This window comes from Corynebacterium sp. Marseille-P4611 (assembly GCF_916618765.1).
Taxonomy (GTDB): domain Bacteria; phylum Actinomycetota; class Actinomycetes; order Mycobacteriales; family Mycobacteriaceae; genus Corynebacterium; species Corynebacterium marquesiae.
The window spans coordinates 2181769-2194694 of sequence record NZ_CAKAKD010000001.1; the positions used below are offsets into that span (position 1 = coordinate 2181769).

Sequence of the window (12926 nt, forward strand, 5' to 3'; positions counted from 1 at the left end):
CCGGCAGGGGAGGAAAACTAAAAACCAGCCACGCCCCTCTGGTTGAGGAGGGAAAGCGCGGCTGGTTCTTTGGGCGTCTTAGTTCAGCTTCTCTGCGATAAGCTTATTGACCTGGCCCGGATCGGCCTTGCCCTGCGTGGCCTTCATGACTGCACCCACGATGGCACCGGTTACCTTCTTATTGCCGGCACGGTACTTTTCCACAATGTCCGGGTTGGCGGCCAGCGCGTCATCTACGGCCTTCTCGATGGCGCCGTCATCGCGCACGACCTCCAAACCACGCTTTTCGACGACTTCGTCGACGTCACCCTCGCCCGCCAACACACCATCGACGGCCTTGCGCGCGAGCTTGGTGGTCAGCTTGCCTTCGTTGACGAGTGCGATAACGCGCGCCACGTGCTGCGGAGTAATGGACAAACCAGCAAGATCGGTATCCTGCTCGTTGGCCTTGCCGGCTAGGTAGGAAACCCACCAGGAGCGTGCCTCGTCTGGCTTCGCACCGGCCTCGACGGTATCCACGATGAGGTCGAGGGCACCGGCATTAACTAGGTCGCGCATCTCCTCATCCTTGATGCCCCACTCTTCCTGGATGCGCGCACGGCGAACCCATGGCAGCTCCGGAAGGGTCTGGCGCAGCTCTTCTACCCACTCGCGCGGGGCGATGACCGGCGGCAGGTCCGGATCATTGAAGTAACGGTAGTCTTCCGCGGTTTCCTTCGGACGCCCTTTGGAGGTGGTGCCATCGGCCTCTTGATAATGGCGGGTTTCCTGGTCAATGGTGCCGCCATCTTCGAGCACCTGCGCCTGGCGCTGCATCTCGAAGCGAACCGCCTGCTCCACGGAACGCAGGGAGTTAATGTTCTTGGTTTCGGTACGGGTACCAAACTCTTCTTGGCCCACCGGGCGCAGGGATAGGTTGGAGTCCACACGCATAGAGCCTTGGTCCATGCGGGCGTCGGAAACGCCCAATGCTGCAACGAGCTCGCGCAGGGCGGAAACGTAGGCCTTAGCCACCTCGGGCGCGCGCTCACCGGCGCCAATGATCGGCTTGGTAACAATCTCAATGAGAGGAATACCCGCACGGTTACAGTCCACCAGGGACGCCGTGGCGCCGTGAATACGACCGTCCGCACCACCGAGGTGGGTCAACTTGCCGGTGTCTTCCTCCATGTGGGCACGCTCGATTTCTACGCGCCACTCGGTGCCGTCCTCCAGCACAACGTCCAGGTAGCCGTCATAGGCAATCGGCTCGTCGTACTGGGAAATCTGGTAATTCTTCGGCTGGTCCGGGTAAAAGTAATTTTTGCGGGCAAAGCGTGAGGACTCCGCAATGGAGCAATTAAGCGCAAGCCCAATCTTGATGGCACCCTCCACGCCCTTGGAGTTAACTACCGGCAGCGCACCGGGAAGGCCCAGGGATACCGGGTCAACGTTGGAATTAGGCGCTGCGTTGAAGTTCGTAGGAGAGGTAGAAAACATCTTGGTTTCCGTATCCAGCTCTACGTGGACTTCCATGCCCATTACCGGTTCGAACTTTTCTAGGACCTCATCGAAGTCCATCAGGTCATACATCGCAGCAGTCATGCGTGCCATCTTAATACGTCCATGCGCCCGCGCGCTCACGCCCCTAAGCTGAATATTATGACTACACCACATAGCGTTGATGCCGCGCTTATCGATGCCCCATTGATCAACATCGCAGTCTTCCGCACTGCCCCTACCCCTGAGGAGGTAAGCGAACGCCTGACCACCACTTTTGGCGATCGCCTGGGAGAAATCACACCGGGTAAGAATCCAGGAAGCATCATGGTCGAGCTTGATGATTCCTTCTTATTGCACTACCAAGCCGTCGATACCCCACCTACCCGCGATAGCTATGGCCTCCACCCCATTTTGAGCGCGGATGCCCGCGGCCTCGATTCCGCCACCGCACAAATCCTCGTATCCGTGCTTCCCCGTGAGACCGAACATGATCGCGCGAAGCAATTCCGCGAGGCCCGCCGCGATCACCTTGAGCTACTCTCCAAGGCCACTGCGGTGGTAGCCGAGCACCCTGACTGCCTGATAGTCCATAACCCGCGCGGCAACGTTTCTATCGCGCCGAATACTTTCCTCGAGGCCGTTCGGGATAACCTTGCCCCAATGCACATCGCTCCGGTGCGGCTTACCCAAAAAGAAAACAAAATCTTGGGTTATACCGTTGGGCTGGTCCAAGCCGGACACCCGGAAGTCCAGGCCGCCACCGAATCCATGGATCCCACCGATCTCTATTACAAGCTGGCCAATATCGCAGACCATGTTCTGCAAGGCGCCACCGTCAAAGACGGCGACACCCTATCTTTCGAGCAGGGCCAGCCCCCACTCACCGTGCAAAAAGAGCCCTGGTATGTAGACGAGTCCTACCCTGCGGTCACGATTAATTTTTAGCAGTTCTTCCGCCCTACTTCCGGGAATCCGAATAGCGGCAGATGGCTGCAAGCACCGCACCAGAGAGGTTGTGCCACACTGAAAAGACGGCACCTGGCAGGGCGGCCAATGGGTTCATATAGGTCGATGCCAGGGAGGTGGCCAAGCCGGAGTTTTGCATGCCCACCTCGACGGCCATGGTGCGCCGCGCGGCGATCGGCTGCTTGGTGACCGCTCCTGCAATGTAGCCCAGCAGATAGCCACAGGCATTATGGGCAACTACGGCCGCAAAGACCAGCGCACCCGCCGTAGCGATGGTGTCGTGCGCGCCGCCGACCACGATGCACACAATGGCCGAAATGGCCGCAACCGAGATCCACGGCAATGCCGCGTTAATCTTTGCCACCACGCGCGGAACCAGCATGCCGATGAAAATACCGGCGACTACCGGAATGAGCACGACCTTCACAATGGACCACGCCATGGCAGAGGCGGAGACCGGCATGTACTCCCCTGCCAGCCACAAGGTCAACAATGGGGTAAGGACCGGCGCCAACAGGGTGGAAATGGACGTCATGGTTACCGACAGAGCCACATCACCGTGCGCAAGATAAGACACCACATTGGAACTCGTACCGCCGGGCGCGCATCCTACAAGGATAACGCCGGCAGCTACAGCATCGGGAAGATCCATCACCGCGACTACCAGCAGCGCCACCAGCGGCATGATAACGAACTGCGCTACCACTCCAATGAAAACGGGCAGCGGACGGCGTGCCACCAAGGCAAAATCCACCGGCTTGAGGGTTAGGCCCATACCGAACATGACAATCCCCAGCAGCGGGGTGACCTGCGGAGCGAAGGAAGCTGCGGTTTCTGGCGCGAGGTATCCCACCACGCCACCGGTAATCACGAGCACGGGAAAGCCTAGCGCTGCAATGAGCGCTTGACGGTCTTGTGCTGCGGAGGGCGCAGCGGGCGCCTCTCCCCGATTATCTGTCATGCTATCGATACTCATGGACAAAAGAATACGCTCCCACCCAGTGGGAGCGTATCTTAATATTCGGAAGGCGGAATGCCTCTAGCCAAAGAGCGCCTGTGCGTTGCGGTAACGCGATTCCGGTACCGTCTTCAGCGTGCCCACGGCATCTTCCAACGGGACGAGGTCAATATTCTCGCCATGGAGGGCAACACACATGCCGGATTTGCCCTCGTGAATAGCACGGGCTGCATGTACACCGTATCGAGTTGCAAGGACGCGGTCATATGCCGTCGGCGTGCCGCCGCGCTGGATATGCCCCAGCACGGTCGTACGTACGTCATACCCGGTGCGTGCCTTGATTTCATCGCCGATTACCTGGCCGATGCCATTAAAGGTCTGGTGACCGAACTGATCGACGCCACCGGCCTCGAAGTCCATCGTTCCTTCCTTCGGCAGGGCACCTTCTGCCACGCAAATAATGCCGTACTTTTCACCCATCTGGAAGCGGCGTTCCATCGCCTTCGTAATCTCCGCAATATCGAAGGGCTCCTCCGGTACCACGGTGTAGTGCGCGCCGCCGGCCATGCCCGCGTGCAGGGCAATCCATCCCACGTGGCGGCCCATAACCTCCACGATCAGGATGCGGTTATGGGACTCTGCGGTGGTGTGCAGACGGTCGATAGCATCGGTGGCCACAGAAACGGCGGTATCGAAACCAAAGGTGTAGTCGGTGGCGTTAACGTCATTATCAATGGTCTTCGGCACGCCCACTACCGGCACGCCGTTATCAGAAAGCCACTTTGCGCCCTTGAGGGTACCTTCACCACCGATGGCGACAAGGGCATCCACCCCGGCATCCGCCATGTTGGACTTAATCTGGTCAAGGCCGGCCTTGAACTTATCCGGATGCAGGCGGCCGGTGCCCAGGATGGTGCCGCCGCGCAACAGAATACGATCGATTTCCGCATCGTCATAAAGATCACGCCGGCGGTCTTCCATCAGGCCCACCCAGCCGTCTTCATAACCTACAACGGTATCTCCAAATTCATTGGATGCGGTACGCACTACCGCACGGATTACAGCATTGAGGCCGGGGCAATCGCCGCCGGACGTTAAAACACCTAGACGCATATCTACCAATCTAGCGCGCGATTTTTAGGCCTGCAGAGTGTCCCTAAAACCTAGGGCAGAAACCAGGCCCACCACCAGCGCAGCCACGATGACGAGCAGCGAATTAATAATTGCTGTCTCTGGGCTACCTGTTTGCATAACTGCGGAAACTAGGGCAACTCCCACCACGGAACCCACCTGGCGGGAGGTGTTGTACACACCGGAGGCAGCGCCCATGAGCTCCGGCGAGATATCGCGCAAGGTGGTGGCTGCGTTGGAACCCCAAATGAACGACTGTCCCACCCCGAGGCCGGCGATAGGCAGCCCGAGTACCCACGGAAGGGCGTCGACCTGCATGACCCACCATGCCGCAAGGAGCGAGAATATAAGGATAGAAAATCCCACTACCCCAAGAATCCGCGGATTGACGTGATCCGCCATGATTCCAGCCAGCGGAGATATCAGGAGAGACACCAGCGCCATGGGAGCCACGATGATGCCGGCTTCGCCTGCAGGCACTCCCTGCATGGTCTGCAGCCACAGCATGATGGGGAGCATCACCGCAGCAGCCATAAATCCCATTGCGATGATACCTACCGAGCCCGCCAGGTAGTTTCGGTCACGAAATAGTGCCAGCGGCACCAGCGGATTCGACCCGCGGGCCTGGGCAGTTGCCTGCAATCGAATAAACCAGATGATAGCGGCAACTCCGGCGAGCAGGATCAGCCAAATGGTCCATCCCCAGCCAAGCACCGGGCCCTGCTGAATACCAAAGACGATCGCCGCCAAGGCGATGAGCGACACGATGGCCGAGGGCGCATCGATAGACTGCGCGGTCGTGGGTAGCTCAGGCACCCACAGCAGCGCGAAGACAATGGCTAGCACCACGAAGGGAACGTGTACCCAAAAGGCGGCCTGCCACCCAAAGTGCCCGACCAGAAAACCACCGGCGAGTGGACCGGCAAGTGCCGCTACCGAGCCGATCACACCCCACACACCCAGTGCGCGCCCACGGCGCTCACGCGCAAAGATGCGATTGATAACGGACATGGTCTGTGGCATCTGGAGGGACGCACCCACGCCTTGCACGGTACGCGCCGCAATGAGCACTTCCACTGTGGGAGCCACGGCACACGCCACTGCACCCAGCCCGAAAATGCCCACACCCAGACAAAACATCCGGCGCTGGCCTAAAACATCGCCCAAGCGGCCGGTAAAGAGCAGCGGCACCACCACAGCCAACAAATAGGCCGCGGATACCCACATGGTGTGGTTTACCCCTGCGTTCAGCTCGCGTTGCAGGTCAGGCAGCGCCACCGCCACCATGGATTGGTCCAGCAGAGATACAAAGAATCCGAGGGACAGTGCAAACATGGCGCGCCATGCTTGGCGCTCGGGCGGCAGATGCGTCTCCACAGTCATGGCCTTAGAGTCTAGCGGGCCGAGAAATGTCGGCCTAGACTGGCTGCATGTCCATGATCGATATTAAAAAGCCCCAAGACGTTTCTACCGCCACCACTGTCACCCTCGGCCTCATCGGTGGCTGGGTCACGGCCCGCGAGACCGGCATTCGCCCGCTGGGTGGCGTGATCCTCGCCGCTGCCGGTGTATGGGCGGGTCGCTCTTGGGCCAAGAAAACCACCCCGGCTACCACCGCTGGCCTGTGCGCGCTCTACGTGGGTGCATTCGGCGCCTCCCACCCGCTGGCCAAGAAGATCGGAGCGTGGCCGGCAGTACTCAGCGTCACCGCGGCTTCGGCGGGCGCGGCTTATGCGCTTTCCGACGCCAAATAGTCCCCACCCACACAAATGCGCACCACGTCCCTAGACATGGTGCGCATACTTTTATCCTGCGTGTCGCTATTTTCTACTTGGCCACCGTGAACTCAACCGCAGCATTCTCGCTACCCAAGGCAACGGTGCCGCCGGGGAGGTTATAGAAGGAGGGGTTGGATTCGAGGAGGCCACGGAGGGCGTCGGAAAGCTGCTGCGTATGCTCGTCGCAGGCCGCGCGGGTGGAATTGAACTCGCCCACGCTGATGGTGCCATCCTTGGCCACCTCGTAGGTGGTGGTGTAGGTATTGCAGCCATCATTGACCGCCAAGGTGCGGTCCTTAGCAAAGGAGACGCTCAGCTTGCCATCTTCCTTCACGGAGTGGAGCTCGCCGGTGATGGTCTGGCCTTCAATGTGAGGCTCCAGCTTCTCCGCGCCCTCCGGCAGCTGAGAAATCAGGTCAGACTGAGTCGGCGCTGTCATGCTAAACCCCGGATCGATGTCGGGGACCTGCGCAGCGTTGGCAGCTCCAACGCCCATCAGCGCAGCGGCGGACAGCGAAAGTAGTGCGGTCTTTTTGAAATGCATACCCAATAATTTACCCCCGCCGGATATAAATTCAACGGGGGCAAACAAACCCTTATGGAATCGTCAGGGACTCCACAGGCGGCGATTTACTTATCGCGGCCAGCCTCATAGGCAGCGCCCACCTTGTAGAGGCGGTCGTCCTCGAAGGCCGGCGCCATGATCTGCAGGCCAGTCGGCAGGTTAGTATCGCTCGCCATACCGGAGGGCACGGACATGCCGCACAGGCCGGCCAGGTTCAGCGGCAGGGTGCACAGGTCAAAGTTGTACATTGCCATGGGATCCTCGGCCTTCTCCCCCAACTTGAAGGCGGTAGTCGGGGTGGTCGGGGAAACGAGCACGTCAACCTGCTCGAAGGCACGGGCAAAGTCCTGCGCAATAAGGGTACGCACGCGCTGCGCCTGCAGGTAGTAGGCGTCATAGTAGCCCACGGACAGCGCATAGGTGCCCAGCATGATGCGGCGCTTTACCTCGGGACCAAAGCCCTCCGCACGAGACTGGGACATGACCTGCTCCGCAGAGTGGGAGCCGTCATCGCCCGCACGAAGGCCATAACGCATGCCATCGAAACGTGCCAAGTTGGACGAAACCTCACACGGCATGATCAGGTAGTACGCCGCCAGTGCGTCATCGAAGTGCGGGCAATCAACCTCAACAATTTCGGCACCCTGCTCGCGCAGCTGATCGACGGCGGCGTGGTAATTCTCCATCACGCCTTCCTGCCAGCCATCGCGCTCAAACTGCTTGATGAGGCCCACCTTGACACCAGAGAGGTCGCCCTTGGCACCTTCGCGGGCGGCGGCGACAACCGGTGCTACCGGCTTATCCACGGAGGTCGCATCGAAGGCATCGTGGCCGGCGATGACCTCGTGTAGCAGCGCGGTATCCAGGACGGTGCGGCCACAGGGGCCGGCCTGATCCAGGGAAGATGCAGCAGCAATAAGGCCGTAGCGGGACACGGTGCCGTAGGTTGGCTTAACACCCACAGTATTGGTCAGCGCGGCTGGCTGGCGGATAGAGCCGCCGGTATCGGTACCGATGCCAAGCGGCGCCTGGCCGGAAGCAAGTGCAGCGGCGGTACCGCCGCCCGAGCCGCCCGGGGTGCGCTCGGTGTCGTAAGGGTTATGAGCTGGGCCAAAGGCAGAGTTCTCATTGGAAGAACCCATGGCAAACTCATCCAGGTTGGTCTTGCCCAGGATGGGAATGCCGGCCTCGCGCAGACGCTTGGTCACGGTGGCGTCATACGGAGAAACGTAGCCTTCCAGCATCTTGGACGCCGCGGTGGTCGGCGCATCGGTGGTAACGAGCAAATCCTTCAGCGCCAGCGGCACGCCAGCCAGCCCGGAAGCAGGCTCTTCGCCGGCATCGAGGGCCTTATCCACGGCGTCGGCAGCCGCGAGGGCTTCTTCCGCACCCACGTGCAGGAAGGAGTTAAGTTCCTCATTGGTCTCTGCAATGCGATCCAGGAAGGCCTGGGTGACCTCGCGGGAGGTAATTTCACGGGAATGAATCTTTTCCGCCAGCTCGGCGGCGGTCAGGGAGGTCAAGCCCTCCGCAGGAACGGTCAGGTTAGACATTTATTCTCCTCCCAAAATCTGTGGCACGACGAAGCGCTCATCTTCTACGGCCGGCGCCTGGTCCAAGGCCTGTTCTGCAGTAAGGGTGCGCACAATAACGTCCTCGCGCATCGGGGCGTCCACGGAGTGCGGGTGACTCATCGGCTCCACACCCTCGGTATCCACGTTTCCTACCGCGGAAACGGAATCAACAATTTCATCAATCTGCGTTGCAAACTGGGCTAGCTCTTCCTCGCTGAGGGCCAGGCGGGAAAGCTTGGCGAGGTGGGCTACCTCATCACGCGAAATCTCAGACACGCGAACTCCATCCTTTATCTGCATAATCGACATGCCCGTGAAAAATATTCACACTAAGCATGTACTATGTGAATTGCTAACGACCCATGGTACTGCACCTACCGCGACGGCTGCCGCGTCACCCCAAATTTGCGTTGCTTGAAGCCGCCATTGTGACGCACGTATCATGTTCGGGACTACAAACAACCGAAAGCGTGCGAGACCATGTCCTTTTTGATCCGTGTACTGCTCCCCGATTCCCCTGGCAGCTTGGGCCAGCTTGCCGACGCCTTTGGACTCGTCGACGGCAATATCCAGTCAGTCGACATCGTAGAAAACTTCCCCGACGGAACGGTCATGGATGACATCGTCATTGAACTGCCCCAAGGCGCCATGGCCGATGTCCTTATCACCGCCGCCTCTTCCGTGGACGGCGTGGAAATTGACTCCATCCGCCCGTTTAGCGGCCGAGTAGACCGCCGCGGCCAGATTGAGCTGCTCGCGCGCGTAGCTCATGCCACCAATGTCACTGCGGCCATGGAAGAAGTAGTTGCTGCGATCCCAAGGGCGTTGACCTCGACATGGGCAATCGTCATCGACAATAACGAGCCCATCCACCGAGTTGCCTCCTCCAACGCCGCCCCCGAAGATGATGGAACCGTGCCGCACGATATCGAGGTTGAAAGCGCGCGCGTGCTCAGCCCCGAGCGCGATGCATGGATTCCGGAAAGTTGGTCGCTTCTCGATTCCGCCTTGGCCGCTGCCCCATTGGGCGATACCGGCCTAGTTATCGCCATGGGCCGCACCGGTGGCCCTGATTACCTCGCCTCCGAGGTGGAGCACTTGGGCCACATCGGCACTATCTTGGGCAGCTTCCTGAAGTAACTGAAGCGAATTAGACTTCACCGGTTTCTAGTAGCTGCTGGAATTGCGACTCGTTGAGAATCGGGATGTCCAGTTCGCGAGCCTTATCCTCCTTCGAGCCAGCCTTTTCGCCGGCAACGAGGTACGAGGTTTTCTTCGACACCGAACCGGTGGCCTTGCCGCCGCGAGAGACAATAGCCTCTTTCGCGGAATCCCTGGTGAAGTTCTCCAAGCTGCCGGTAACCACAATGGTAAGGCCCTCGAGGGTCTGCTCCTTGTGATCCTCGGCCGCTACCTCCATGGCCACGCCCGCAGCAGCCCATTTGTCCACAATCGCGCGATGCCAATCCACCTCGAACCAATCGTGGAAGGATTGCGCGATGGTCATGCCCACGCCATCGACCTCAGCAAGCTCGTCTGTCTTTGCGGCGCGCAGCTTGTCCATGGATCCATAGCGGGAAGCAAGCGCCCGAGCCGCAATCGGGCCCACGTGACGTATAGACAGCGAGACCAAGACGCGCCAAAAGTCGCGACCCTTGACCTCCTCCAAGTTGTTTAGCAAGTTCTGGCCTGCCGTGTTGACCTTGACGTTGCCCTCCCTCTTAGAGCGCTTGTCTTTGGTGTCCTTCTTTGCGGTATAGACATCTGAGGACAAAAGCTTTTCCGCAGTGAGCTCAAAAAGCTCCGATTCATCGACGAGAATGCCGTTGTCGATCAGATCCATCGCACCCTTCTCGCCCAAGGCCTCAATATCCAGCGCCTTGCGGGAAGCCAGATACTCCAATCGTGCCGAGAGCTGCGCTGGGCAGGACTGCGTATTGGGGCAACGCCAATCGGCATCGCCGTCCTTCTGTGGGGCCAGTTTCGTGCCGCACGCAGGACAGTTCTCTGGGAAGGTCCACTCATGCTCGCTACCATCGCGCTGCTCGCGCACCGGCCCAAGGACCTCCGGAATAATTTCGCCCGCCTTGCGAATAATGACGGTATCCCCAATGAGCACACCCTTGCGCTTGACCTCGGATTGGTTGTGCAGGGTAGCCATTTCCACCGTAGATCCGGAAACGAAGACTGGCTCCATCACTGCGTACGGGGTTACTCGCCCGGTACGGCCTACTCCCACCTCAATGTTCTTGAGCTTCGTGGTCACTTCCTCCGGCGGATACTTATAGGCAATGGCCCAGCGCGGCGCGCGGGAAGTCGCACCGAGCGCTCGCTGCGAAGCCAAGTCATCGACCTTGACCACCAGTCCGTCTATCTCAAAAATGGCATCGTGGCGATGCTCCGCCCAATACGCGACTTCGTCTTGGACTTCCTTGGCCGAGTGCACCTGCTTGGTATACGGGGACACGGGCAGGCCCCACGCCGCAATCGCTTTATAGGCATCGTGCTGTGAGGTCGGTGAAAATCCCTCGCGCGCACCCAAGCCGTGGCACACCATTTTCAGGCGGCGTTTTTTCACTTCGGCGGGATCCTTCATACGCAGTCCACCTGCCGCGGCGTTGCGCGGGTTAGCAAATTTTGCTTTACCGTCAGCTGCGCGCTCCTCGTTGATCTCCGCGAAGTCCCCGGGGCGCATGTATACCTCACCGCGAATCTCAATAAGCTCTGGGACCGGATATTCAGCAGTACCAGTCAACTCGTGCGGAATATCCTCGATAACACGAGCATTAGCAGTGATTTCCTCGCCCACCGTGCCGTCGCCACGAGTAGCAGCGGTAGTCAAGTGCCCATCGCGATAGACCAAGTCGATAGACAAACCATCGATCTTCAGCTCGGTGAGATAGGTCTTAGCCGGAGTTCTATCCAGCCAATCCTGCATCTCGCCAGCACTAAAGACATTGTCCAGGCTCATCATGCGCTCAAGGTGCTCAATATCCTCGCCGGCGCTCGGGGCAGCACCAACCTGCTGGGTGGGTGAATCGGGCACGGCAAGCTCTGGGTGCTCTTCTTCTAGCGCAAGAAGGCGCTGGAAGAGGGCATCAAAGTCGGCGTCGGGAATAGCCGGCTCACCGTTGTAGTACAGGTTGCGGTGGCGGCGGACTTCCTGCGCGAGGTCATTCCATTCACGGTGCAGATCAACTGGATTAGTCACGCTGCCCAAGTGTAGCTATCCCTCGTGTCGGGGCTAGCTACTAAGGTATGGATCATGAATTTCGACGCCTCCCGCATGCTCGCCTTCGACCTTGAGACCACCTCGGCCAACCCTAAAGAAGCCCGCATTGTTACCTCTGCCCTAGTCCGCATTGACGGCCGCGATGTGCAAAAAGTAGAGCACCTTGCCGATCCCGGAATCGAAATTCCGCAGGAAGCGACCAATGTCCACGGAATCACTACGGAAAAGGCTCGCGCCGAGGGTCGCCCGCACGAGGAGGTTCTAAAAGATACGGTCGACGCAATCAAGGCCGCCTGGGAGGATGGCCTCACGCTGATCGTCTACAACGCAGCATTTGATCTCACCGTATTGCGCAGCCTGACCGGAGATTTTACGGTAACCGGCCCGGTCTATGACCCCTACGTGATTGACCGTGTCAGCGATAAATGGCGCAAGGGCAAGCGCACCCTCGGCGCCGTCTGCGAGCACTATGGCGTTGAGCTTGGCAATGCCCACGAAGCTACTGCCGACGCCCTCGCCGCCGCCCGCGTGGCGTGGAAGCAGGTTCGTCAGCACTACCCCAACCTAGCGCAGATGGAAGAAAACGAACTCATGGAGTTCCAGGCCGTCAAGTGGTACGAGGACCGTGTCGCCTTTAAGAAATACCTAGAGGGAAAGGGCCGCAATGCCTCGGATGTCTCAACGGCGTGGCCGCTGATTTCTTAAACCCGTTGCCAAAGTTCTAGAGTTTTGGAATTCTAGAACTATGGAATCTATAGAATCCCGAGTTTTAGCCCTCGAGAAGCGCGTCGCCAAGCTCGAACAACCCATACCGGACCCAGTAGAAGCTTCCGCAGGCGAGCCCACCATGTGGCTTGCGGACGCCCTCGAGCCTTCTGAAGAGCTTCCTGAAGGGTCCGTAATCTTTGGCGGCAACCTCACTATCGGCGAGAGCTCTTATTCCTACCAATGGCAACGGCCAACAGGGGCAGTAGCCAATGGAGACTGGTCCGAAAACCTCGATCGCCTCGCTGCACTGGCCCACCCGATTCGTGGCGAGATCCTGCGCCGGCTCCTTACCGCACCGGCCAGCGCCACAAACTTGTCGAAGAAGAAATCGTCACCTCTACCGGCACGGCCTACCACCACCTCAGCGCACTTACTAGTGCCGGATGGACCACCAAGACAGGCGGAAAATACGCACTTCGCCCTGCCCGAGTGGTTCCCCTCCTGACCATCATTACCGCAAGCGAGGCTCACT

Annotated in this window: 13 protein-coding genes; 5 read left to right on the forward strand and 8 right to left on the reverse strand. The window is 59.4% G+C overall.

Annotated elements, in window-relative coordinates:
* Positions 1-78: 78 nt before the first annotated feature.
* Positions 79-1584, reverse strand: a complete 1506-nt coding sequence (gatB, locus tag LG376_RS10425; RefSeq protein WP_198492920.1) for an Asp-tRNA(Asn)/Glu-tRNA(Gln) amidotransferase subunit GatB — start codon at positions 1582-1584, stop codon at positions 79-81.
* A gap of 57 nt (positions 1585-1641) precedes the next feature.
* Between gatB and LG376_RS10430 the strand changes: the two genes are divergently transcribed.
* Positions 1642-2427, forward strand: coding sequence for a DUF4261 domain-containing protein (locus tag LG376_RS10430; protein ID WP_225747064.1), 786 nt, complete (start codon positions 1642-1644; stop codon positions 2425-2427).
* 13 nt (positions 2428-2440) lie between these two features.
* Here the strand turns inward: LG376_RS10430 and LG376_RS10435 are convergent, their stop codons facing one another.
* The 3 genes from LG376_RS10435 to LG376_RS10445 form a co-directional block, all read right to left on the reverse strand.
* The gene (locus LG376_RS10435) at positions 2441-3424 is read right to left on the reverse strand and encodes a bile acid:sodium symporter family protein (RefSeq protein ID WP_225747065.1); all 984 of its coding nucleotides are present in this window, start codon (positions 3422-3424) and stop codon (positions 2441-2443) included.
* 63 nt (positions 3425-3487) lie between these two features.
* Complete coding sequence (locus tag LG376_RS10440) at positions 3488-4519, reverse strand: ATP-dependent 6-phosphofructokinase (RefSeq protein WP_225747066.1); 1032 nt, start codon at positions 4517-4519, stop codon at positions 3488-3490.
* A 24-nt stretch (positions 4520-4543) separates the two neighbouring features.
* The gene (locus LG376_RS10445; RefSeq protein ID WP_225747067.1) at positions 4544-5920 is read right to left on the reverse strand and encodes a DHA2 family efflux MFS transporter permease subunit; all 1377 of its coding nucleotides are present in this window, start codon (positions 5918-5920) and stop codon (positions 4544-4546) included.
* 47 nt (positions 5921-5967) lie between these two features.
* On the opposite strand from LG376_RS10445, the gene LG376_RS10450 reads away from it, so the two are divergent.
* The gene (locus LG376_RS10450; protein WP_005323344.1) at positions 5968-6291 is read left to right on the forward strand and encodes a hypothetical protein; all 324 of its coding nucleotides are present in this window, start codon (positions 5968-5970) and stop codon (positions 6289-6291) included.
* A 73-nt stretch (positions 6292-6364) separates the two neighbouring features.
* Here LG376_RS10450 and LG376_RS10455 read toward each other — a convergent pair whose 3' ends face one another.
* The 3 genes from LG376_RS10455 to gatC form a co-directional block, all read right to left on the reverse strand.
* Positions 6365-6859 (reverse strand): META domain-containing protein, encoded by a 495-nt coding sequence (locus tag LG376_RS10455; RefSeq protein WP_225747068.1) that lies wholly within the window; start codon positions 6857-6859, stop codon positions 6365-6367.
* 86 nt (positions 6860-6945) lie between these two features.
* Entirely contained in the window at positions 6946-8433 is a 1488-nt protein-coding gene (gatA, locus tag LG376_RS10460; RefSeq protein WP_225747069.1) for an Asp-tRNA(Asn)/Glu-tRNA(Gln) amidotransferase subunit GatA, read from the reverse strand.
* A complete protein-coding gene (gene gatC, locus LG376_RS10465; RefSeq protein WP_005327681.1) occupies positions 8434-8730 on the reverse strand; it encodes an Asp-tRNA(Asn)/Glu-tRNA(Gln) amidotransferase subunit GatC in 297 nt (98 codons plus the stop codon).
* 204 nt (positions 8731-8934) lie between these two features.
* On the opposite strand from gatC, the gene LG376_RS10470 reads away from it, so the two are divergent.
* The gene (locus LG376_RS10470; protein WP_225747070.1) at positions 8935-9594 is read left to right on the forward strand and encodes an amino acid-binding ACT domain protein; all 660 of its coding nucleotides are present in this window, start codon (positions 8935-8937) and stop codon (positions 9592-9594) included.
* A 10-nt stretch (positions 9595-9604) separates the two neighbouring features.
* Here LG376_RS10470 and ligA read toward each other — a convergent pair whose 3' ends face one another.
* Complete coding sequence (gene ligA / locus LG376_RS10475) at positions 9605-11674, reverse strand: NAD-dependent DNA ligase LigA (protein ID WP_370633387.1); 2070 nt, start codon at positions 11672-11674, stop codon at positions 9605-9607.
* Between the two features lie 45 nt (positions 11675-11719).
* Between ligA and LG376_RS10480 the strand changes: the two genes are divergently transcribed.
* A complete protein-coding gene (locus LG376_RS10480) occupies positions 11720-12391 on the forward strand; it encodes a 3'-5' exonuclease (RefSeq protein ID WP_225747072.1) in 672 nt (223 codons plus the stop codon).
* Positions 12392-12431: 40 nt separating this feature from the next.
* Positions 12432-12899 (forward strand): ArsR family transcriptional regulator, encoded by a 468-nt coding sequence (locus LG376_RS10485; RefSeq protein WP_225747073.1) that lies wholly within the window; start codon positions 12432-12434, stop codon positions 12897-12899.
* Positions 12900-12926 lie beyond the last annotated feature (27 nt).

What these genes read in the sequence shown, in the direction of transcription:
- gatB (WP_198492920.1), bottom strand. Translation starts at nt 1,584, where the DNA reads ATGACTGCTGCGATGTATGACCTGATGGACTTCGATGAGGTCCTAGAA.
- LG376_RS10430 (WP_225747064.1), top strand. Translation starts at nt 1,642, where the DNA reads ATGACTACACCACATAGCGTTGATGCCGCGCTTATCGATGCCCCATTG.
- LG376_RS10435 (WP_225747065.1), bottom strand. Translation starts at nt 3,424, where the DNA reads ATGAGTATCGATAGCATGACAGATAATCGGGGAGAGGCGCCCGCTGCG.
- LG376_RS10440 (WP_225747066.1), bottom strand. Translation starts at nt 4,519, where the DNA reads ATGCGTCTAGGTGTTTTAACGTCCGGCGGCGATTGCCCCGGCCTCAAT.
- LG376_RS10445 (WP_225747067.1), bottom strand. Translation starts at nt 5,920, where the DNA reads ATGACTGTGGAGACGCATCTGCCGCCCGAGCGCCAAGCATGGCGCGCC.
- LG376_RS10450 (WP_005323344.1), top strand. Translation starts at nt 5,968, where the DNA reads ATGTCCATGATCGATATTAAAAAGCCCCAAGACGTTTCTACCGCCACC.
- LG376_RS10455 (WP_225747068.1), bottom strand. Translation starts at nt 6,859, where the DNA reads ATGCATTTCAAAAAGACCGCACTACTTTCGCTGTCCGCCGCTGCGCTG.
- gatA (WP_225747069.1), bottom strand. Translation starts at nt 8,433, where the DNA reads ATGTCTAACCTGACCGTTCCTGCGGAGGGCTTGACCTCCCTGACCGCC.
- LG376_RS10470 (WP_225747070.1), top strand. Translation starts at nt 8,935, where the DNA reads ATGTCCTTTTTGATCCGTGTACTGCTCCCCGATTCCCCTGGCAGCTTG.
- LG376_RS10480 (WP_225747072.1), top strand. Translation starts at nt 11,720, where the DNA reads ATGAATTTCGACGCCTCCCGCATGCTCGCCTTCGACCTTGAGACCACC.
- LG376_RS10485 (WP_225747073.1), top strand. Translation starts at nt 12,432, where the DNA reads ATGGAATCTATAGAATCCCGAGTTTTAGCCCTCGAGAAGCGCGTCGCC.